This window comes from Bacillus sp. UMB0728, assembly GCF_002858875.1.
Classification (GTDB): Bacteria; Bacillota; Bacilli; order Bacillales; family Cytobacillaceae; genus Bacillus_AB; species Bacillus_AB infantis.
Genome location: NZ_PKLA01000003.1, coordinates 776,637 through 799,702, shown reverse-complemented (window position 1 = coordinate 799,702; position 23,066 = coordinate 776,637). Strand labels below are relative to the sequence as shown.

17 protein-coding genes, 1 tRNA gene and 1 other annotated feature are annotated in these 23,066 nt (G+C 47.2%); all 18 genes read left to right on the top strand.

Annotated features, from left to right (window positions below):
• The first annotated feature begins 60 nt into the window (after positions 1–60).
• The 18 genes from recQ to lonB all read left to right on the top strand — a co-directional run bounded on the left by recQ (position 61) and on the right by lonB (position 22,537).
• A complete protein-coding gene (recQ, locus tag CYJ37_RS15045) occupies positions 61–2,220 on the top strand; it encodes a DNA helicase RecQ (RefSeq protein ID WP_180827361.1) in 2,160 nt (719 codons plus the stop codon).
• A 529-nt stretch (positions 2,221–2,749) separates the two neighbouring features.
• Complete coding sequence (locus tag CYJ37_RS15040; protein WP_101550478.1) at positions 2,750–3,835, top strand: GerMN domain-containing protein; 1,086 nt, start codon at positions 2,750–2,752, stop codon at positions 3,833–3,835.
• A gap of 115 nt (positions 3,836–3,950) precedes the next feature.
• Positions 3,951–4,694, top strand: a complete 744-nt coding sequence (rph, locus tag CYJ37_RS15035) for a ribonuclease PH (protein ID WP_101550476.1) — start codon at positions 3,951–3,953, stop codon at positions 4,692–4,694.
• Between the two features lie 19 nt (positions 4,695–4,713).
• Positions 4,714–5,328, top strand: a complete 615-nt coding sequence (locus CYJ37_RS15030) for an XTP/dITP diphosphatase (protein WP_101550474.1) — start codon at positions 4,714–4,716, stop codon at positions 5,326–5,328.
• On the top strand, positions 5,321–5,845 hold the full coding sequence (locus tag CYJ37_RS15025; RefSeq protein WP_101550472.1) for a metallophosphoesterase: 525 nt from the start codon (positions 5,321–5,323) through the stop codon (positions 5,843–5,845). The genes CYJ37_RS15030 and CYJ37_RS15025 overlap by 8 nt, the downstream gene beginning before the upstream one ends.
• Positions 5,846–6,008: 163 nt before the next feature.
• Positions 6,009–6,085 (top strand) — tRNA-Arg (locus CYJ37_RS15020).
• Between the two features lie 871 nt (positions 6,086–6,956).
• Positions 6,957–7,862 carry a branched-chain-amino-acid transaminase gene (ilvE, locus tag CYJ37_RS15015; protein WP_022544247.1) on the top strand — a complete coding sequence of 302 codons (906 nt, stop codon included), beginning with the start codon at positions 6,957–6,959 and terminating at the stop codon, positions 7,860–7,862.
• 17 nt (positions 7,863–7,879) lie between these two features.
• Positions 7,880–8,134: a binding site (T-box leader), on the top strand.
• An 80-nt stretch (positions 8,135–8,214) separates the two neighbouring features.
• A complete protein-coding gene (ilvB, locus tag CYJ37_RS15010) occupies positions 8,215–9,930 on the top strand; it encodes an acetolactate synthase large subunit (RefSeq protein WP_094766937.1) in 1,716 nt (571 codons plus the stop codon).
• The gene (gene ilvN, locus CYJ37_RS15005; RefSeq protein ID WP_101550470.1) at positions 9,927–10,445 is read left to right on the top strand and encodes an acetolactate synthase small subunit; all 519 of its coding nucleotides are present in this window, start codon (positions 9,927–9,929) and stop codon (positions 10,443–10,445) included. Before ilvB ends, ilvN begins: the two co-directional genes overlap by 4 nt.
• A 47-nt stretch (positions 10,446–10,492) precedes the next feature.
• Entirely contained in the window at positions 10,493–11,515 is a 1,023-nt protein-coding gene (ilvC, locus tag CYJ37_RS15000) for a ketol-acid reductoisomerase (protein WP_009796044.1), read from the top strand.
• Positions 11,502–13,034, top strand: a complete 1,533-nt coding sequence (locus CYJ37_RS14995; RefSeq protein WP_101550468.1) for a 2-isopropylmalate synthase — start codon at positions 11,502–11,504, stop codon at positions 13,032–13,034. The genes ilvC and CYJ37_RS14995 overlap by 14 nt, the downstream gene beginning before the upstream one ends.
• A gap of 23 nt (positions 13,035–13,057) precedes the next feature.
• Positions 13,058–14,167: a 3-isopropylmalate dehydrogenase gene (gene leuB / locus CYJ37_RS14990; RefSeq protein WP_101550466.1), complete on the top strand. Its 1,110-nt coding sequence runs from the start codon at positions 13,058–13,060 to the stop codon at positions 14,165–14,167.
• Positions 14,168–14,262: 95 nt separating this feature from the next.
• The gene (gene leuC / locus CYJ37_RS14985) at positions 14,263–15,681 is read left to right on the top strand and encodes a 3-isopropylmalate dehydratase large subunit (protein ID WP_009796047.1); all 1,419 of its coding nucleotides are present in this window, start codon (positions 14,263–14,265) and stop codon (positions 15,679–15,681) included.
• Between the two features lie 11 nt (positions 15,682–15,692).
• Positions 15,693–16,271 (top strand): 3-isopropylmalate dehydratase small subunit, encoded by a 579-nt coding sequence (leuD, locus tag CYJ37_RS14980; RefSeq protein ID WP_009796048.1) that lies wholly within the window; start codon positions 15,693–15,695, stop codon positions 16,269–16,271.
• A 139-nt stretch (positions 16,272–16,410) separates the two neighbouring features.
• The gene (locus CYJ37_RS14975) at positions 16,411–17,436 is read left to right on the top strand and encodes a tetratricopeptide repeat protein (RefSeq protein ID WP_101550464.1); all 1,026 of its coding nucleotides are present in this window, start codon (positions 16,411–16,413) and stop codon (positions 17,434–17,436) included.
• A gap of 168 nt (positions 17,437–17,604) precedes the next feature.
• Entirely contained in the window at positions 17,605–18,888 is a 1,284-nt protein-coding gene (gene tig / locus CYJ37_RS14970) for a trigger factor (protein ID WP_009796050.1), read from the top strand.
• A gap of 530 nt (positions 18,889–19,418) precedes the next feature.
• Positions 19,419–20,684, top strand: a complete 1,266-nt coding sequence (clpX, locus tag CYJ37_RS14965) for an ATP-dependent protease ATP-binding subunit ClpX (protein ID WP_022544244.1) — start codon at positions 19,419–19,421, stop codon at positions 20,682–20,684.
• Between the two features lie 185 nt (positions 20,685–20,869).
• Positions 20,870–22,537 carry an ATP-dependent protease LonB gene (gene lonB, locus CYJ37_RS14960; RefSeq protein ID WP_009796052.1) on the top strand — a complete coding sequence of 556 codons (1,668 nt, stop codon included), beginning with the start codon at positions 20,870–20,872 and terminating at the stop codon, positions 22,535–22,537.
• The last annotated feature ends 529 nt before the right edge of the window (positions 22,538–23,066 follow it).

Here is a 23,066-nt window from a genome sequence, read left to right as displayed (position 1 = left end):
AATAAAGGCATAAGGCTTCCGAAAATGGTACAATTCTAGTATCTCTAAAAGAAAAAGGTGATGATATTGATAGAACAAGCGGAAAAGCTGCTCAAGCAATATTTCGGCTATTCCACCTTCCGTAATGGCCAAAAAGAAATCATTCAGAATGTCATGAATGGCCGCCATACTCTTGGCATCCTCCCGACAGGAGGAGGAAAATCCCTCTCATTTCAAATTCCCGCACTCGCGATGCCTGGCACCGCCATCGTCATTTCCCCGCTCATTTCTTTAATGAAGGACCAAGTAGACGCATTGCTTGCAGCAGGCGTGTCCGCCACTTTCATAAACAGCAGCCTCACTCAGCAGGAGCTGATGGAAAGGACCTCAGGGATCCGGAATGGAGAGTATAAGCTGGTTTATGCTGCGCCGGAGCGTTTTGATTCCACTGGTTTCATCCATCTGCTGAATTCCATCGATATTTCGATGATTGTATTCGATGAAGCACATTGTATCTCCCAATGGGGCCACGATTTCAGGCCGAGCTACCGCTCCATTATTCCTGCGCTCGGGCAGTTGAACGGCAGACCGATCCTTGTCGGGCTCACCGCAACTGCGACAGAGGATGTGGCCAATGATATCTGCGGGCTGCTGCAGATCAGGGACGAAGATATATTCATTACCGGGTTCGCGAGGGAAAACCTTGCTTTTAAAGTGGCCAAAGGCGTCAACAAGAGAGAATTCATTGCAAGTTATATCCGTAAGCATCAAGGACAGCAGGGTATTATTTACACCTCGAGCCGCAAGGAAACCGATCAGCTGCAGCAATTTTTGCAGGGGAAAAACATCCCGGCTTCACGCTACCATGCCGGCATGAATGAGGAAGACAGGAAAACAGCCCAGAATGATTTCGTCCATGACCAGACAGACATCATGGTGGCCACCAATGCGTTTGGCATGGGGATTGATAAATCAAATGTCCGTTTTGTTATCCATTACAGCCTGCCGAAGAATATTGAGGCCTATTATCAGGAAGCCGGCAGGGCCGGGCGTGACGGGGAGGAGAGTGAATGCATCCTTCTATTTGCCCAGCAGGATATCCAGCTGCAGAAGTTCCTGATCGAGGAAACCGGCCTTGACAGCCGGAACAGGGAGCTTGAATTCAGCAAGCTGAACCGGATGGTGAACTATTGCCATACAGAGCAATGCCTTCAATCCTACATCATTGAGTACTTCGACCATGGAAGCGATGAAAGCCGCTGCGGAAAATGCAGCAATTGCATGGATGACAGAGAGAAGATTGATATTACGCTTGAAGCACAGATGATCTTCTCATGTATAAAGCGCATGGGTGAGCGCTTTGGCGTGAGTCTGACAGCGCAGGTGCTGAAAGGTTCCAATAATAAAAGAATCCGTGATATGAAATTCAATGAGTTGTCTACCTATGGATTGATGCGAAATCGTGCAGAAAAAGAAATTGCTGCTGTTATTAACTATCTGCTTGCTGAAGGCTTCCTCAGCCTGACAGACGGGAAGTATCCGGTGATCATGCTGACATCAAGGGTCCAAGGGGTTCTTAAGGGACAGGAAACGATCATGATGCGCAAAACAAAGGCAATCGAACAGAAGCCCGAAGCTGAAGGGGATCATGACCTGTTTGAACGGCTGCGTGCATTGCGGAAGCAGGTGGCTGAACAGGGGAAAATCCCGCCATATGTTGTTTTCCCTGATAGCACATTGCGCGAAATGAGCAAGTATTACCCGGCTGATGGAGAGTCTATGCTGCAGATCAAAGGCGTCGGGCAGATGAAGTATGATAAATACGGCAGCATGTTCGCTGAGGAAATCAAATTATATATGCAGGAAAACAATATTGAACCGCCGTCTGCCCTCCCCCCGAAAGAGGAAAAACAGGCGGACAGGCTCAAGGTTGATGAGGAGCCAAGCTATATGGTTTCCTACAAGCACTATATGGAGGGGATGGGCATAAAAGAGATTGCCAAGCAGCGCGGCTTTTCTTTAGTGACCGTCCAGAACCATGTCCTCCGGGCAGTGACTGAAGGGAATCCTTTCAACTGGTCTGAGCTGTTTGATGAGGAAACAGAGCAGAAGATCATGTCGGCAGCCGTGGAAAGCGGAGATACAAAGCTTAAGCCCATTAAAGAGCTCCTCGGGGATGAAATCGACTATTTTACAATCAAAGCAGTACTGATTAAAAATGAAGCAGCCGTCACATCATGAATATGGTAAAACAAGCAGGCCTTTACAGGGTCTGCTTTTTTGGATTGGGCAGAAAGCGGCGCATGTGCATGGCGCTGGATTTGGAGTTCCTAGTCGCGTTCCTTAATAGAACAAGCGCCCTCCACATTTCGTTGTCCAGCTCCGGCTCCTAGGTGCTCGAGTCATAAGCCGCTCCAGGATTAAAGGCAAAGAACGCCTTTTATCCTGGAGCGGCTTATGCTGGGCCCGCAGGACGCGGGTCATGCAGGCGTTGCCACAGGACGTAGCGGTTTTAGCCCTGCGTTCCTCTAATCTGAACAGCCGCCTCCACATTTCAGTTTTGTCCAGTTCCGGGCGCTAGCCCCTCGAGTCATAAGCCACTTAGAAATTAAAGGCAAAGAACGCCTTTTATTCCTAAGTGGCTTATGCTTGTCGGGGCTAAGCAAGCGCCCTCCACATTTCAGCTGTCCTATTTTTTTTTCTCTCACGGGTCTATTTTTCCGGAAGGCTCGTATATATGTAGTACAAACTGTTCTGGGAGGGATTCAATATGTCTATAAATAAAAAGACAACAATGGTTTCAGCCGTACTGGCTTCTTCTGTGCTTTTATCCGGATGCGGGCTGTTCGGGATCGGGGAAAAAGAAAAGATCGATCCTCCGAAAGAGGTCAGCTATACAGAGGATGAAACAGCTGTTGAGGAAACATCTGTTGAGGAAACAGCTGAAACTGAGGCAGAGAAGTCAGGTGAAGAGGCAGAGGTGGAGGGGTCTGTCCAGACCGAATTATATCTGGTTGATAAAAATGGCTATGTAGTTCCGCAGACGCTAACTCTGCCGAAAACAGAGTCTGTTGCTACACAGGCGCTGGAATATCTCGTGCAGAACGGGCCAGTTACCGATATGCTGCCGAATGACTTCAGGGCCGTCCTTCCTGCAGATACGAAAATAAGCGTAAACGTGAAGGATAAGGTGGCTACCGTTGATTTCTCGAAAGAGTTCGGGGACTATCAGGCCGAGGATGAAGAAAAAATTCTTGAATCTATTACCTGGACCCTCACACAATTCGATTCGATCGAGAAAGTAAAGCTCCAGATGAATGGCCATGCTCTGACAGAAATGCCTGTAAACGGGACGCCGATCAGCGAAACCCTGTCCAGGTCAAAGGGCATCAATATGGACACGTCCGATGCAGTGGATATTTCTAATACAAAATCCCTGACGGTTTATTATCTGGGCGGTGAAGAAGGCGCCTACTATTATGTTCCTGTGACAAAGCGCATCAGCGCACAGGAAGACAATCAGGTTGAAGCGGTAGTGAAGGAGCTTGTCAAAGGCCCTAGCTTCACATCCAATTTGTTTACAGACTTTATGCCGGAGGTTGAGCTGCTCGGCGACCCTAAGATCGAAAACGGTCTGGCAACATTGGATTTCAATGAATCCGTTTATGGCAGCTTTGAAGAAAAAATCATTTCCCAGCACCTGCTTAATTCATTAGTACTGTCCCTGACTGAACAAAAGGGCATTGAAAGTGTAGCAGTCACTGTAAATGGAAAGGCAGAGCTGGTAGATGAAAATGGCGAAAAGCTGACAGAACCGGTTACACGGCCTGAAAATGTGAATACAGGTAGTTTTTAAAAAAACTTTTTTGATATACTATATAATGACAAGGATAGAGGTAGGCAATTATTTGCCGCCTCTTCTTTATTGGATTCCGGATACATGCCGGAACAGGTTCGAAGGAGGAATGAACATGCGGAAAGACGGGCGTGAACAGCTGCAGTTAAGACCGATACATATTGAAACGAATTATTTAATGCATCCTGAAGGTTCAGTGCTGATCAGTGTGGGCAATACAAAGGTGATTTGCACAGCGAGCATAGATGAGCGGGTGCCCCCATTTATGAGAGGGGAAGGAAAAGGGTGGATTACGGCTGAATACAGTATGCTGCCCCGGGCAACAGAGCAAAGAAATATCCGTGAAGCCGCAAAGGGGAAAATAACCGGGCGCACAATGGAAATACAGCGCTTGATCGGACGGGCATTAAGGGCAGTCGTGGACCTTGAGGCACTTGGTGAAAGAACAATCTGGCTGGATTGCGATGTTATCCAAGCCGATGGCGGGACAAGGACAGCTTCCATCACAGGCGCATTTGTCGCAATGGCAATTGCTGTCGAAAAGCTGTATAGCAATAAAAAATTGTCAAAATTCCCGATTACGCAATTTCTTGCAGCTACAAGTGTGGGAATCCTTGAAAACAAACAGGTAGTCCTTGACCTGAATTATGCTGAAGATTCCAAGGCGGAAGTCGACATGAATGTGGTCATGACAGGCAATGGCGAATTTGTGGAACTCCAGGGTACAGGAGAAGAAGCAACATTCTCAGCGAGCCAGCTGACGGAGCTGTTAAAAGCGGCGGAAGAAGGCGTAGGCAGGCTGTTTGATATTCAAAAGCAAGTGCTCGGCGAAAAAATCAGCTCACAGATCGCAAAGTAAATCCAGGGAGATGAAAACTGTGCAGGAAGTTATTATTGCAACGAAAAATGCAGGGAAAGCGAAAGAATTCAGCAGGATGTTCAAGCCGCTGGGCTATGAAGTGAAAACCCTTCTCGACTTTCCTGAATTTGAGGATATTGAAGAGACTGGAAGCACATTTGAGGAAAATGCAGTCCTAAAAGCAGAGGCTGTCTCTAAAGCTTTTGGAAAAATCGTCATTGCCGATGATTCCGGCCTTATGATCGATGCCCTTGAGGGCCGTCCAGGCATCTACTCCGCAAGGTATGCCGGCGAAGCGAAAAGTGATGAAGCAAATATGCAAAAGGTGCTCGCAGAGCTAGAAGGTGTGCCGGAAGAAAAAAGGACAGCCAGATTTTATTGTGCCTTGGCTGTTTCGGTGCCAGGCAAGGAAGCTTACACAGTCTCCGGAGCGTGTGAGGGCAGGATCCTGACTGATAAAAGGGGCAGCCATGGATTTGGGTATGATCCGATCTTCTTTGTGACTGAAAAAAATAAAAGCATGGCAGAACTCCCCCCTGAAGAGAAAAGCCAGATCAGCCACAGGGCCAAGGCCCTTGAAAAGCTGGAAAACAGTCTGGGAGCCCTTTTTAAAGGGGACGGTGCCAATGGCTAGAATATTGATTGTAAGTGACAGCCACGGGCTTGAGGAGGAGCTGGCGCAGCTCGCTGAGAGGCATGGGAAAGAAGCAGATTTCATGATCCACTGCGGGGATTCCGAGCTGCCTGCCGGACATCCTTCTATGTCGGGTTTTGCTGGAGTAAGGGGAAATTGCGATTATGATGATGCTTATCCTGACCAGCTTGTCAAAAACCTTGGAGGTTTGACGATTTTAGTTACCCATGGGCATCTCTACGGAGTGAAGAGCAGCCTTATGAAGCTGAAATATAAAGGCGAGGAGGAAGGAGCAGATATCATCTGCTTCGGACATTCGCACGAGCTTGGGGCAGAAATGATTGATGGCAGGATGTTTTTGAACCCGGGAAGCTTGAGGCTGCCGAGAGGGCGCTATGAGAGAACCTATCTTCTGCTGGAAACGGCAGAGAGGGAAATCCGTGTGGATATATATGACTTTGAAACCGGAAAGCTTGAAAAGCTGTCACAGACTTTTCAGATTCCGGAAAGGGCATGAATCCGTTTATTGCATGAGGGGGGAACCCCTCTTGCAATAAACAGATTTATATGGCCGGAAAAAAAGATGCCAGGTTTATTATATTTTTCCTGAGAAGTTGTTGACTTTCATTTATTTGTCTACTATAATAAAAAATGTCCTCGCGATAACTAATTTAAAAAATGTCCCAGTAGCTCAGCAGGATAGAGCAACGGCCTTCTAAGCCGTCGGTCGGGAGTTCGAATCTCTCCTGGGACGCCATTACTACATACACCTATATTACCGCTGTTTGATTTCTAATCAAATGGCGGTTTTTTTGTCGTTAAGGAATTAGAAATCCTTGATCCGAGTCCAGCCGCTGTGCCGGGGTTCTCGGGGGTTACAAGCCTCTTTCCTAAAAATAACTTCTTTTTTTTCAGTCATGCATCAATTAGACTTTTTACTATGCATGACTCACTACTTTTCATGCCAATTATGCATAGATAAAGCCTCTTACTATTCATGACTCACTCTTTTCATGCCGGTGATGTTTCGATGCCCCCAGGACGGGGCTTTTTTTGTGTTCAAGGCACTTACGCCTTTGTTCTTCCTCGAAAAATCTGTATCTTCTCCGATTAAGGTTACAGGGTTTATAAAAGTACTCAGTGCCGCAGCTGAATATTATACCCCCCGCCAAATGAAAGCGCTTCTTTGTATGTTAGTAAACCTGACATGATTAACTGGTTTCTTCTATATTATATGTTCATTGAAAATGCGCCATTAAATTCTATATGCTCCATCTTTATATTGAAAAAGCATTCTTAAGTATATCCCCAGTACGGATCTTTCGATGCTGATAAAAAAGAGCGGAGAATCATGCTCGAGGGATTGAAAAATAAAATAAAAAATTTCTTGGCTGAATAAATTCATATATACAAGCAATGTAAGCGCATTCAATAAATCAGATTAATCTAAATTATCAAATAATTCTTGAAAATGGTGTTGACTCCCAAAAAAAATGAGCGTAAGATAGTCCTCAAATAATAAAACAAACCGCTCCACACGGGAATTGGAAGTGTGGAACCCATATTTTTTTAACCTGTCATTTCAACCGTTTAAAGCGTGTATACATTAAATCGAAGAGGTGTTTTTCGTGTCTGAGCAATTGATATTTTTAAACGGGGAGTTTGTGACGAAAGAGAATGCAAAAATATCCGTTTATGACCATGGCTTCCTGTATGGCGATGGCATCTTTGAAGGGATCCGGGTATACAGCGGAAATATCTTCAGGATGAAAGAGCATATGGACCGGCTTTATCGTTCAGCCAAATCCATATTGCTGACAATGCCATATACGGAGGAAGAGCTGACAGATATCATTGTTGCCACTGTCGAAAAGAATTTGTATGAAGATGCCTACATCAGGGTCGTTGTTTCCAGGGGAGTAGGCGACCTTGGGCTGGACCCATACAATTGCAAAAAAGCAAATGTTGTCGTGATCGTCGAGCCGCTGAGCATCTTCCCGAAAGAATTGTATGAAACAGGGCTTGAGATAGTCACAGTAGCGACAAGAAGGAACAGACCTGATGTATTAAGCCCTAAAGTTAAATCATTGAATTATTTGAACAATGTGCTGGTAAGGATTGAGGCCCGCCTGGCAAATGTCAGTGAAGCGCTCATGCTGAATGATCAGGGCTATGTGGCGGAGGGTTCGGCTGACAATGTGTTCATCATTAAGGATAAATGCTTTTACACACCTCCAGGATACGTTGGGGCGCTTGAAGGGATCACCCGCAATGCGGTCATGGAAATTGCAAGGGAGCTTGGCTATGAAGTGAAGGAGGAGCCTTTCACAAGGCACGATGTTTATACGGCAGATGAAGTATTTCTTACAGGGACGGCAGCGGAAGTCATTGCAGTCGTAAAGGTGGACGGACGGACAATCGGTGAAGGCTATCCGGGGGCACATACAAAAGAGCTTCTGGTGAAATTTAGGGAAAGAGTAGTTTCGGAAGGTGTTAAAGTAGCATCGAAACATTTTGAACCCCATGTAAGCTGACAGCTAATCACTATATGTTAAAAGCGCGGATGAGGATAAGTAGTTTTGCGGATCAGGATTTACAGAGAGCCGGGCAGGCTGAGAGCCGGCATTCCTGCCGCATCATGAACTCCCCTCAGAGCGCCGGCCTGAAAGCTTGACGAGTAGGGCCGGCCGGGTGTGAGAGCACCCGTTATCAAAAAGGATGGCAGCTGCCGTCCATAAGTGCACGCAAATTGCGTGAATCAGGGTGGTACCGTGGAACAGGCTGACAAAGCCTTTTCATCCCTTCGTCTGCTGATGCAGGCGTTCTTGGGGATGGGAAGGCTTTTTATATTGTTTTTTTCTTGAATCAAAAGGAGGTTATTTCAAAATGCTGCAGGAAGCTGCCTTTGCAGAAAACAAGACTGGCTCGAAGCCGGCAACCGGTGCAGAACTGCTATTGCAGGCACTGGAGAAGGAACAGGTGGAAGTGATTTTTGGCTACCCGGGAGGAGCTGTTCTTCCGATTTATGACAAAATCTATGATTCTGGCATACTTCATGTGCTTCCCAGGCATGAACAGGGAGGCATCCATGCTGCGGAAGGATATGCGAGGATTTCCGGCAAGCCTGGAGTTGTCATCGCGACTTCAGGACCGGGGGCGACCAATATTGTAACAGGCCTTGCCGATGCCATGATGGATTCTTTGCCTCTTGTCGTCATTACCGGGCAGGTGGCAACAGGCGTCATCGGAACGGATGCCTTCCAGGAGGCTGACATCCTCGGGATTACCACCCCGATAACCAAGTATAACTATCAGGCAAGGAGCATAGCGGACATTCCGAGGATTGTGAAGGAGGCCTTTCATATTGCTTCTACAGGGAGGCCTGGTCCGGTATTGATTGATATTCCGAAGGATATTGCTGCAGGCGCAGAACAGCCCTCTGAGGAGACAGAGATCTTCCTCCCGGGCTACCAGCCGACTCTAAAGCCAAACTATCTTCAGATCCGCAAGCTGACAGAAGCTGTGAGCCGTGCGAAAAGGCCGGTCATCCTGGCAGGGGCGGGCGTCCTCCATGCAAAAGCTTCCGGATTGCTTAAGGAATATGCCGAACAGCAGCAGCTTCCGGTCGTGCATACCCTTCTCGGACTCGGGGGCTTTCCTGCAGACCACAGCCTGTTTGTCGGGATGGCCGGTATGCATGGATGCTATGCAGCCAATATGGCCTTACATGAATGCGATCTGCTCATCAATATAGGGGCGAGGTTTGATGACAGGCTCACCGGCAATCTTGCCTATTTTGCACCTAAGGCAGATGTGGCCCATGTTGATATCGACCCTGCAGAGATCGGCAAAAACGTCCCAACATTGATTCCGGTTGTGGCTGATGCGAAAGAGGCTTTGAATCAGCTTGTGAGCCAGAAGGGGAAGCCTCCTGAACATGGTGAATGGATGACAAAGCTTAGAAGCTGGAAGGAAGAATTTCCTTATCATTTTCACAAATCGGCTGACTTGAAGCCGCAGCGGGTCATGGAGCTCTTGTTTGAAAAGACGGGCGGAGATGCGATTGTCACAACAGATGTCGGACAGCATCAAATGTGGGCAGCCCAATATTACCGCTTTAAGAAAGCTGGTAGATGGGTCACTTCAGGAGGGCTCGGCACGATGGGATTCGGAATGCCAGCGGCCATCGGAGCACAGCTTGCTGCACCGGATTCCCTGGTCGTTTCAATTGTTGGCGATGGCGGCTTCCAGATGTCCGCGCAGGAGCTCGGCCTGATCCGTGAGCTAAATCTCCCGGTAAAAATAGCTATTTTCAATAACAGAGCGCTGGGGATGGTAAGGCAGTGGCAGGAAATCTTTTATGACTCACGCTTTTCGCACAGCAAAGCCCAGTATCAGCCTTCTTTTGTCAAGCTGGCGGAAGCCTATGATATTAAAGCTTATGAGATCCGAACTGAGGAAGAAGCTGTTAAGGCGCTGGATGAAGCACTCCAAAGCGATGAGCCGGTGTTATTCGATTTCAGGATAGCTCCTGATGAAAATGTATTCCCGATGATCGCCCCGGGCAAAGGGCACCATGAGATGGAAGGTGTAAAACCATGAAACGAATCATCTGTTTAACCGTGATGAACAGGCCGGGGGTCCTCAATAGAATCACCAACCTGTTCTCAAAGCGCAACTTCAATATTGAAAGCATCTCGGTCGGGCATTCTGAACAGGAGGGGATTTCCCGGATTACCTGCACGGTCCATGTGGACAATGAAGAGGCCGCAGAGCAGATTGCGAAACAGCTCAATAAACAGATTGATATCTTGAAAGTAAATGATATAAGCGGCCAGCAGATTGTCGCCAGGGAGCTTGCGCTCATAAAGGTGCTCTCGCTTCCGCAGACGAGGAGTGAGTTATACTCGCTGATTGAGCCTTTCCGGGCATCGGTGATAGATGTTGGCAAAGACAGCCTGGTCATCCAAATTACAGGCGAGTCGGAAAAAATAGAAGCCTTCATTGAGCTTGTAAAGCCGTATGGAATCAAGGAGATTGCCCGGACAGGGACAACAGCCTTTACAAGAGGAAGCCAGAGGAGCCAGGGGCAGCCGAAGAATTATTCAATCGTGTAAAAATAATTTAAATAAAAATATTCCAAAAACGAGAGGGAGAATAAATCATGGCGAAAATGTATTATAACGGAGACGCAAATCCGGCATATCTGAATGGAAAGAAAGTAGCGGTAATCGGCTATGGATCACAGGGTCATGCCCATGCACAGAACCTGAGGGACAGCGGTGCTGATGTAGTAATCGGCCTGAGGAAAGGAAATTCATGGGATAAAGCGTCAGAGGATGGGTTCCCGGTATTTTCTGTTGGAGAGTCTGTTGCTCAAAGCGATATTGTCATGATCCTCCTGCCGGATGAGCTTCAGCCTAAAGTCTATAAGGAAGAAATTGAGCCGAATCTGACAAATCAAGCCTTGCTTTTCGCGCATGGATTCAATATCCATTTCCATCAGATTGTGGCGCCAAAGACATGTGATGTCCTGCTTGTGGCTCCTAAGGGCCCTGGCCACCTGGTAAGAAGGACATATCAGGAAGGAGCAGGAGTGCCGGCATTATTTGCAGTCCATCAGGATGTAACGGGAGAAGCCCAGGAGCTTGCGCTCGCTTATGCCAGAGCGATTGGGGCACTGAGGGCAGGGGCGCTGGAAACCACTTTTAAGGAAGAAACAGAAACTGATTTATTCGGCGAACAGGCTGTATTGTGCGGAGGCCTGACATCTCTGGTGAAAGCAGGTTTTGAAACATTGACTGAGGCAGGCTATCAGCCTGAGCTGGCATACTTTGAGTGTCTCCACGAGCTGAAGCTGATTGTTGATCTGATGTATGAAGGCGGCCTTGAAGGCATGCGCTACAGCATTTCGGATACAGCGCAATGGGGTGATTTTGTCAGCGGGCCGAGAGTAGTCGATGAGAGAGTGAAGCAGGAGATGAAAGCTGTCCTGAAGGATATCCAGGAAGGCAAGTTCGCGAAAGGCTGGATCCTGGAAAACCAGGCAAACCGTCCGGTCTTCAACAGTATCCTTGCAAGGGAAAATGAGCATCCGATTGAACAGGTCGGCAGGGAGCTGAGAAAAATGATGCCATTTGTGAATAAAGAGAAAAAGAAAGAAGTGGCTGTCAGTGCGAACCATTAACATCTTTGACACGACTTTGCGTGACGGGGAACAGTCTGCGGGAGTCAACTTAAATCTATCTGAAAAGCTGGAAATTGCCAAACAGCTCGAAAGGCTTAATGTCGATATTATAGAAGCCGGGTTTCCGGCAGCTTCAAAAGGTGATTTTATTTCAGTCCGTGAAATCGCCACCCTCATCAGGAATTGCTCGGTTACAGGGCTTGCAAGATCAGTGATGTCAGATATTGATGCAGCCTGGGAAGCATTGAGAGAGGGGGAGGATCCGAGGCTTCACGTCTTCCTCGCAACCTCTCCCATCCACCGGCAGTATAAGTTGAAGCAGTCAAAGGAAGAAGTTATTGAGACGGCGGTTTCTGCTGTGAAATATGCAGCCGGGAAATTCCCGCTCATTCAATGGTCGGCAGAGGATGCCTGCCGGACGGAGCTGCCTTTTCTGGCCCGCATCGTTGAGGAGGTCATCCAGGCCGGGGCCCGTGTCATCAATATTCCGGATACGGTCGGATATATTTCGCCAGGTGAATATGGGAAAGTCTTTCAATATTTAAGAGAGAATGTTCCTTCCATTGATAAAGTCATATTATCCGCTCATTGCCATGATGATCTTGGCATGGCGATTGCCAACTCCCTTGCAGCCATCGAAAATGGGGCTGGACAAATTGAAGGGACGATCAACGGCATCGGGGAACGGGCCGGGAACGCTGCGCTGGAAGAGCTTGCCGTCGCTCTGCACATACGGCAGGACCATTATCAGGCAGGGACCCGCCTCAAGCTTGAGGAAATCAGCAGAACAAGCAGCCTGGTCAGCAAACTGACCGGTATGGCTGTACCGGCGAACAAGGCTATTGTCGGCAGAAATGCTTTTGCACATGAATCAGGCATCCACCAGGATGGCGTGCTGAAAGAGAAGACCACTTATGAGATTATTTCGCCTGAACTTGTCGGCTTCCACGCCAATTCCATGGTTCTCGGAAAGCATTCTGGCAGACATGCTTTTAAATCCCGCCTTGAAGAACTTGGGCTCGCTGTTCCGGAAGAGGAAATCAAGCCGCTGTTTGCTATTTTTAAAGACTTGGCAGACAGAAAGAAAGAGATGACAGATGATGACCTTGCCGCCATCGTACTGGAGGAAAGACTGTCAAAGGATCAGCAATTCTATGAACTGCTCCAGATCCAGGTCCAGTACGGGACCAATCAAGTGCCAACAGCGACAGTGACACTTTCAGGCAGGGAGAATGAAGTCGTCCAGGAGGCAGCAACCGGGGCGGGAAGCATTGAAGCCTTGTACAATACGCTGGAGAAATCAGTGAATGGTACGGTGAACCTCCTGGATTACCGGATCCAGTCGGTTGGGGCCGGAAGGGATGCCCTGGCGCAGGTGTTCGTCAAAATGAAATACAATGGCAGGGAAACGAGCGGGAGGGGGCTTGCGCAGGATGTACTTGAAGCATCCGCGAAAGCCTATCTGAACGCTGTTAACAGGGTCATCTACCTGGAGGAAAAGACGAAAGTGGCATTATAAAACTTGCAACGGAGGGATTAGGCATGAAGAAGCGGATCGCAGTGCTTCCGGGTGACGGCATCGGAAAAGAAGTGGCAGCAGGGGCAGTTGAAGTGCTGCAGGCTGCAGGAGAACGATTTGGGCATACATTTGAATTCAGCAATGGGAAAATTGGCGGAACAGCAATTGATTCCACCGGGGTGCCGCTGCCGGATGAAACAGTCGAACTCTGTAAAAGCAGTGATGCCATTTTGCTTGGAGCTGTTGGCGGCCCGCGCTGGGAGAAGCTCCATCCAAGCCTCCGGCCGGAACGCGGCCTCCTGAAAATCCGTAAAGATCTGAATCTATATGCAAACCTCCGGCCCACCAGCTATTTTGCGAGTGTGGCAGATTCCTCTCCTTTAAGGAAGGAAGTCATTGAAGGTACCGACTTTTTAATGGTAAGGGAGCTTACGGGCGGACTCTACTTCGGAAAGCCGAGCGAAAGGGCCGGGAATGGCAGTGAAGAAACTGCCGTGGACACTTTATTTTATAAAAAGGAAGAAGTGCAGAGGGTGGTTAGGCTGGCCTTTGAACTCGCCCGGGGAAGGAACGGAAAGGTAACGAGCGTGGATAAGGCGAATGTCCTTGAATCAAGCAGGATGTGGAGGGAAACGGCAGAGGAAATTGCAGCCCAATATCCCGATATACAGCTCGAGCATATGCTGGTCGATAATGCAGCCATGCAGATCATTAAAAATCCAAAACAGTTTGATGTGATTGTTACCGAGAATATGTTTGGAGATATTTTAAGTGATGAAGCTTCTGTTCTGACTGGATCGCTCGGCATGCTTCCATCTGCCAGCCTGTCAGAAGGCGGGCCATATCTTTATGAGCCGATCCACGGATCGGCCCCGGACATCGAAGGCAAAGGCATCGCCAACCCGGTTGGAATGATTCTTTCCGCGGCCATGATGCTCCGCCTCTCCTTCGGGATGGAAGAAGAAGCTGCTGCAATCGAGAAGGCAGTCAGTGATGTACTCGAATCAGGCATTCGCACAGCTGATCTGGCTTCAGGAGGGAAGGCAGCTTCTACCAAGGTGATGACCGAGGAAATTAAAGCTGCTCTGCTGGATAATGAAGCCATTCTGCAGATAATGGGGGCATATGCCTGACAGATTCAGGATATCACGGCTGGTTTTCCAGCCGTGTACTTATTTATAAAAGATTCCGGGAGAAGGACCCGGAAAAGATGGAGGGAGAAAAATAGATGGGCAAATCAATTGTAGAGAAAATTTGGGACCGGCATATCGTCCATACAGAAACAGACAAGCCTGATCTGCTTTATATCGATTTGCATTTAGTGCATGAAGTCACATCCCCTCAGGCATTTTCCGGCCTGCGGATGAAAAACAGGAAAGTCAGGCGCCCGGACAAAACCTTCGCTACTATGGATCATAATGTGCCGACAATCAACCGCGGCCAGATAGATGATCCAGTCGCCAAAAAACAGATGACCACCCTTGAAAAAAATTGTCGGGAATTTGGTGTGCCGCTTGCAGGAATGGACAGCCCGGATCAGGGCATTGTCCATGTCATCGGCCCTGAACTTGGCCTGACCCGCCCGGGGATGACCATTGTCTGCGGGGACAGCCATACTTCCACCCATGGTGCTTTTGGTTCGCTTGCTTTTGGCATCGGAACAAGTGAAGTGGAGCATGTCCTTGCAACCCAGACATTATGGCAGTCCAGGCCGAAAACACTGAAGCTTCAGATTGATGGCCGGCTTGAAAGCGGGGTTACAGCCAAGGATGTCATCCTGTATATCATCAGCAGGTTTGGCATCGGGTTCGGAACAGGACATGTCATTGAATACTGCGGAGAGGCTGTAAGGTCTATGTCCATGGAAGAGCGGATGACCATATGCAATATGTCGATAGAGGGAGGAGCAAGGGCTGGCCTGGTCAGTCCTGATGAGACCACCTTCTCTTATATAAAGGGGCGGAAATATGCACCGAAAGACAATGAATGGGATACTTCCCTTGCTCATTGGCAGGCCCTCGCATCGGATCCTGATGCGAATTATGATAAAGAAATCACGCTCGATGCCGGGGAGATCCCGCCGATGGTCAGCTGGGGGACCAATCCTTCCATGGCAGCGGGGGTTGATGAAAGGATACCTTCTGAGGCTGATTGCAAGACCGAAACAGAACGGACGTCACTTGAGCGGGCTCTTCGGTATATGGGTCTTTCTGAAGGGCAGGAGATCAGCGATATCAGCATTCAGCATGTGTTCATCGGATCGTGCACAAATTCGCGCATCGAGGACCTTAGGCAGGCTGCAGAGTTTGCGGCCGGCAAAAAAGTCCATCCGGGTGTCAGGGCCCTTGTAGTACCGGGATCACAGGCCGTGAAGGAGCAGGCGGAAAAGGAAGGGCTTCACCATATTTTTATTGAATCCGGCTTTGAATGGCGTGAATCAGGCTGCAGTATGTGCCTCAGCATGAATAATGATATCGTGCCTCCGGGCGAGCATTGCGCATCAACCTCAAACCGCAATTTCGAGGGGCGGCAGGGATCAGGTGCGAGGACCCATCTTGTCAGCCCGCTTATGGCAGCAGCTGCTGCTGTGAATGGAAAATTTGTTGATGTCCGGAAAACATTGATGGAAGAATCAATTACAGTGTAGGAGGAGATAGAATGGGCGGTTTCAAAAAGCTGTCAGGCAAAGCAGCTGCGCTGGACAGGGTTAATGTAGATACTGATCAGATCATACCGAAGCAATTTTTAAAAAGAATCGAGAAAACCGGATTTGGGAAATACCTATTCTATGACTGGCGCTATAAAGATGGACAGCTTGATCCTGCATTTGAATTGAATAAGCCTGAAAACAGCGGTGCGGAAATTCTGATTGCAAATGAAAACTTCGGCTGCGGCTCTTCAAGAGAACATGCCCCTTGGGCTCTGCAGGACTTCGGATTTAAAGCCGTAATTGCCCCTTCCTTCGCTGACATCTTCCATCAGAACTGCCTGAAAAATGGTCTGCTGCCCATCCGTCTGAGCCAGGGGGAGACAGAACAGCTCCTGCTGAAAGCAGCAGAAGCCGAGCTGATTTTGACAGTTGATCTTGAAACACAAACTGTCTATAGTGAGGATGGGTTCTCAGCAAGCTTTCCGATCCAGCCTTATTGGAAGACGATGCTTCTTAATGGGTGGGATGAAATTGAAATAACGCTTCAGCTTGAGAAGGAAATAGAGGCGTATGAAAAAACAAGCTAGATCCACTCTCATGTGGATCTTCTTTTTTTACTGCGGAAGTTAATCTATTCCCCCTTTCAAGGCTCTCTTCTTTGAATTTCTTTTTTCTTTCCATGCGTGCTATACTATCTTCAATATTAACAGGGAAGGCGGTTTTTTCATGACTAAGCGGAACCAGAACGACAGCAGCAATATCATCCCCTTTCCCGGTCTGGAAAAACGTTTGCTTGAGAAAGGGCTTGAGAGCCTCCAGGGAAAGAAGTTTTCAGATGCAATCCAGCTGTTTGAGGACGCCAAAGAGCTTGACCCGGAGAGCAGTGATATACATATAGGGCTTGTCCTGGCCTATTTTGAGGCCGGAGCGCTGAAAAAGGCCAAAAATCTAACCAAATCCATGCTTCAGGAGGGGATCGGAGATTATTTTGAAATCGTAGATCTTTATCTGATGATCATGGTCCAGCTCCATGAATATGGGGAAATAGCCGCCACTATCGAAGCCCTTCTCCAGGAAAGGGAGATCCCTAAGGATAAGCTGGAGCATTTCGCAAAAATGCTGCACTTCAGCAGGCGTATGGCGGAGGGAAGCCCTGATCCTGCTGCAGAAGAACAGCTCCGCGAAGAATACAGGGATAAGGAATTGAACCTCCTGTCCTATCAAGATCCCAAAGAGCAGGTCCTGCTGCTGGCAAAGCTTGCAAACATCAACATCAGGCCATATCTTGAAGAGCTGAAGTCTTACCTGATTTCAGAGGAAGGGCATCCTTTCCTGAAAACAATGATTATCAATATCCTGAAAGAGCAGGAATATGATAAGCCTGTGACTGTAAAAAAGCTCGGGATGAATGAAGAGTTCATCCCATCGGCACTTCATGACGTCCATGATCATAAGCAGCTGAGGGCAATTGAAGCAGCGGTTAAAGATAAACTTGAACACGAAGATCCGGTCCTGCTGGAAAATATCATCGCTTTGCTCCAGAGGCAGTTCTTCCTGTTGTACCCGTTCAAGCTGCAGCCTGATCAGCCTGACCTTTGGGCAGCTGCATATCATCTTGTCGGATGCTCATTTTACGGCATGGATGGAGATCCGGGGGATATGGCCGGCCAATATGGGGTGGTAGAAGATACTCTTGAGGCATCCAGGATTTTTATAGGGAAGATAGAAGAAATTTCTTATCCCAATATTTGAGTATCTCTGTTGAAACAAAGATAACGTATGTTATAATATAGTGGCTGTTATGTGTAAAAATAGTTATTTTACATATCAAAAAGATGAATATGCTATGATATTTAGGCAATATTCATACAAAGTCCGCAAAAATGGTAATGACAATAGATTGTTGGAGGGAATTATAGTATGTCTGCTAAGTTTGAAAAGCTAGAAGGGAACCAAGGGGTTCTCACAATTGAAGTAGATGCAGAGAAAGTCAAAGAAGGTCTGGACGCTGCATTCAAAAAAGTTGTTGCACAAGTAAACGTGCCAGGATTCCGTAAAGGGAAAATGCCGCGCGGGATGTTCGAAAAACGCTTTGGCGTTGAATCTCTATACCAGGACGCAATTGACTTCCTTCTTCCTGAAGCATATGCAAGTGCAATTGATGAGACAGGGATCGAGCCTGTTGACCGCCCTGAAATCGATGTAGAGCAAATTGAAAAAGGCAAGAGCCTTATTTTCAAGGCAACAGTTACAGTTAAGCCTGAAGTTAAGCTTGGCGAATACAAAGGCCTTGAAGTAGAAAAGCTTGAAACAGAAGTAACTGAAGAAGATGTAAACAATGAAATCACTTCCCTTCAGGAGCGCCAGGCTGAATTGGTCGTTAAAGAAGAAGGCAAAGCTGAAAACGGCGATACAGTTGTCATGGACTTCGAAGGTTTTGTTGACGGCGAAGCATTCGAAGGCGGAAAAGCTGAGAACTATTCACTAGAGCTTGGTTCTGGCCAGTTCATCCCTGGTTTCGAAGAACAGCTTGAAGGAACAGCTGCTGGCGAATCCAAGGATGTTGAAGTGACTTTCCCTGAGGAGTACCATGCTGCTGAGCTTGCCGGCAAGAAGGCAGTATTCAAGGTGACTGTTCACGAAATCAAAGGCAAAGAGCTTCCTGAGCTTGATGACGAGTTTGCAAAAGATGTTGACGAAGAGGTTGAAACTCTTGATGCCCTTAAGGAAAAAATCAGGACTCGCCTTGAAGAAAGCAAGAAGCAGGAATCTGAAAACAACCTTCGCGACACTGTAGTCGAAAAAGCTGCTGATAATGCTGAAATCGACCTGCCTGCAGTAATGATCGACAATGAAGTCGACAGAATGATGCAGGAATTCGAACAGCGCCTTCAAATGCAGGGTATGAACCTTGAGCTTTACTTCCAGTTCTCAGGCCAGGACGAAAGTGCCCTGCGCGAGCAGATGAAAGAAGAAGGCGAAAAGCGTGTACGCATCAACCTGACTCTTGAAGAGATCGCAAAAGCAGAGAACATTGAAGTAACAGACGAAGAGGTTACTGCCGAGCTTGATAAAATGGCTGAAATGTACAACATGACTGCCGATGCAATCAAGCAGGCGCTTGGAAGCCTCGACAGCGTGAAAGCAGACCTTAAAGTGAAAAAAGCTGTTGACTTCCTTATCGAAAACAGCAAAACTGCTTAATAGCCAAAAATAAATGTTTGTAATAGCAGCAATGGCTGCATAAACTTTTTTAATAAAACAAGGCGCGATTTGATCGTGCCTTGTTTTATACAATAAAAAGCAGCATATAGTATATTAAGGCTTAAAACGGACAGGAAAAATTCTATACATAACCGCCGTAATTAAATATCCCTTAATCGGGATTTAACTCTCTGTTTTATGGATAAGCTTATTGGGTACATAGTTTTAAATGCGGATCAGCAGACAGATCATGATAAAAATGAAACATACTTTTCTAAGAGTTATCATTTCCTGTCCAGTTGTTAAATGTGTTACAATGCAATACATAACTGTTAAAGTTTTCTCCTGTGTGAACTGTTCCCAACCAATCGATTGACAAATAGCAATCAAAAGGACATAAAGGCACAGGGGCTGTTTTGGGATTTTCCCAGCCGTTATTCCATAAGCTGAAAAAGCTGAATAGTAAAAATTGTTTGCAGTGATCCGCAAGCTTTATATAAGGCACAGAAGTAATTCAAGGGGTGAAGGCATTGTTTAAATTTAATGATGAAAAAGGGCAATTAAAGTGTTCCTTCTGTGGGAAAACACAGGATCAAGTACGTAAATTAGTTGCCGGACCAGGTGTATATATATGTGACGAATGCATCGAGCTCTGCACGGAAATCGTGGAAGAGGAGCTTGGCACAGAGGAAGAAGTGGAATTCAAGGATGTGCCAAAGCCAGCAGAAATCCGCGATATTCTTGACGAGTATGTAATCGGCCAGGAACAGGCAAAGAAATCTCTGTCAGTGGCTGTTTATAACCACTATAAGAGAATCAATTCAAACAGCAAGATCGATGATGTTGAGCTTTCAAAAAGTAATATCAGCATGATCGGGCCGACAGGAAGCGGTAAAACCCTCCTTGCCCAGACGCTTGCCCGTATTCTCAACGTTCCATTTGCAATTGCTGATGCTACATCACTTACGGAAGCTGGCTATGTTGGGGAAGATGTGGAAAATATTCTCCTGAAATTGATCCAGGCTGCAGACTATGATGTGGAAAAGGCAGAAAAAGGCATTATCTATATCGATGAAATCGATAAGGTGGCGCGTAAATCTGAGAACCCGTCCATAACAAGGGATGTATCAGGTGAGGGTGTGCAGCAGGCATTGCTTAAGATTTTGGAAGGAACTGTAGCAAGTGTTCCTCCACAGGGCGGAAGAAAGCATCCGCACCAGGAATTTATCCAAATTGATACAACTAATATCCTGTTCATCTGCGGGGGTGCGTTTGACGGCATCGAGCAGATCATTAAGCGCCGTCTTGGCCAGAAAGTGATCGGATTCGGTTCTGAACAGAAGCAGCAGGAGCTTGACCAGAAGGAATTGCTTTCAAAAGTTCTTCCTGAAGACCTGCTGAAATTCGGTCTGATCCCTGAATTCATCGGACGTCTTCCGGTCATTGCCAGCCTTACTCAGCTGGATGAGGAAGCTCTTATTGAAATTCTGACAAAGCCGAAAAATGCTCTTGTTAAGCAGTATCAGAAAATGCTTGAGCTTGATGATGTTGAGCTTGAATTCGAAGAAGGTGCCCTGCATGAGATTGCGAAGAAAGCAATCGAGCGAAAAACAGGCGCCCGCGGACTCCGTTCAATCATTGAAGGCATTATGCTGGATGTTATGTTCGATCTTCCGTCCCGTGATGATATTTCTAAATGCATCATCACAAAAGAGACAGTTACAGATAACAGCGTGCCAAAGCTTGTGCTGAATGATGGTACGGTTGTGGAAGAAGAGCGTAAAACTTCTGCATGATAACAGAATAAATAAAGCCAGGCCGGGGTTTTCTCTGCCTGGCTTTTTTGTATTCACTGCTGCACGTTAAGATTCTGTTCAAGTCTTTGCTCAGGAAGTTTTTTACAGTGTATTCTTGTTTATTCCAACCTGTACAAGGAGATACTACCAAGTATCAGCTTGAACAAAAGTGCAGGAGGGATACTATGAGTTGGACCGGGATAGCTTTATTCATCCAGCTGTTTTTCGGAATCATTATCGGGCTTTATTTCTGGAATCTGCTAAAGAGCCAGAGGACTCAAAAGGTGTCGATCGACCGGGAGTCAAAAAAAGAAATGGACCAGCTGAAAAAAATGCGTTCCATCAGGCTGACTGAACCGCTTTCCGAAAGAGTGCGTCCGGCAAGCTTCGAAGATATCGTCGGTCAGGCAGATGGAATTAAGTCATTAAAAGCGGCACTCTGCGGACCCAATCCTCAGCATGTCATCATCTATGGGCCGCCTGGAGTCGGTAAAACCGCTGCGGCAAGGCTGGTGCTGGAAGAAGCAAAGAAGCAGGACAAGTCTCCATTTCGGAAATCTTCTGTTTTCGTTGAGCTTGATGCGACAACAGCCCGCTTTGATGAAAGGGGGATAGCAGATCCGCTGATCGGTTCTGTCCATGATCCCATCTATCAAGGTGCAGGGGCTATGGGACAGGCAGGCATTCCGCAGCCAAAGCAGGGAGCAGTCACCAATGCGCATGGGGGAGTGCTGTTCATAGATGAAATTGGCGAATTGCATCCGATTCAAATGAATAAGCTGCTTAAAGTTTTAGAGGATCGCAAGGTCTTTTTGGAAAGTGCTTATTATAATGAAGAAAATACACAAATCCCTCAGCATATCCATGATATTTTTAAGAACGGGCTTCCTGCAGATTTCAGGCTTGTGGGAGCGACGACAAGGACTCCGAGTGAGATTCCGCCGGCAATCAGATCACGCTGCATGGAAGTATTTTTTAAAGAGCTCACAGAAGATGAAGTGGAAACGATCAGCAGCAAGGCGGCGGATAAGGTCAAAATGCCAATCAGCGGAAAAAGCTTAAAGACACTGGCCTCATACGCACGAAACGGTCGTGAAGCGGTAAATCTTGTGCAGATATCTGCAGGGGTTGCCATTACCGAGGATAGGGATTACATAAAGGATGAGGATATTGAATGGGTCATTAACTCAAGCCAGCTCTCTCCAAGGATGGAAAGAAAGATCAGTGAAGAATCGGCAGTCGGGCTTGTAAACGGACTTGCTGTATATGGGCCAAACACAGGTGCCCTGCTGGAAATAGAAGTGACGGTCATGCCTGCAAAGGAAAAAGGTTCTATCAATATCACCGGGATTGTTGAAGAGGAAAGCATCGGGGACCGCGGAAAATCAATACGCAGGAAAAGTATGGCAAAGGGTTCAATTGAAAATGTTTTGACCGTTTTAAAAACAATGGGAGTGCCTGCTGAAGATTATGATATCCATGTGAATTTCCCAGGCGGTGTGCCAATTGACGGTCCTTCTGCTGGGATTGCTATGGCTACCGGAATTTATTCGGCTATATATAAAAGGCCGGTGAACAGGGAAGTGGCCATGACAGGAGAAATCAGCATCCACGGCCATGTTAAGCCGATCGGCGGAGTGTATGCCAAAGTAAAGGCTGCCCAGAAAGCCGGCGCCAGGACTGTTATCATCCCTGAAGAAAATATGCAAAGCATTTTGAAAGAGATAGAGGGAATCGACATCATTCCTGTCAGCCACCTCAGCCAGGTGTTCACTGCAGCCCTGCTGAAGGACTATGCAAGAGACCAGTCCCTCACAGCGTCAATCGAGCTTTCTAAGAAAGAAAGTATCTAAAGGAGCTCCGGTTTGCAGCATATGCTTCAAACCGGAGTTTTATTTTATTCTGACAGGATAAAAGAGAAATAAGCTGTCTAACAGGAATTTATTCGTCATATAATCAATGAAGCAATAAAGCAATAAGATAAGGGGGGATGGGGCAAGCTCCCTACGCATCTCGATTGTCCAGCTGCAGCGGCTAGGGACTCGAGACATAAGTCAGCCTGGCTAAAAGGTTGAAGAGCAAACCTTTCATCCAGTCTGTCTTACGCTTGTCGTCCCTGGGCAAGCCGCTTCCGCATTTCGTGTTGTCCAGCTGCGGGCGCTAGCCCCTCGAGTCATAAGCCGATCAGGCCAGAAGGTTAAAGAACAACCTTCCGTCCTGCTCGTCTTATGCTTGTCGGCTCTGAACAAGCCGGCTCCGCATTTCATTTAATAGACACCCACAAATAAATAAGTTAGAATTGTACAAAGGCTTGACCTGTGATATGATGCGGGTTTGGAATGATTGTTTGGTTTCTCTTTCTCATTTTTTGCGGGCTTAGTG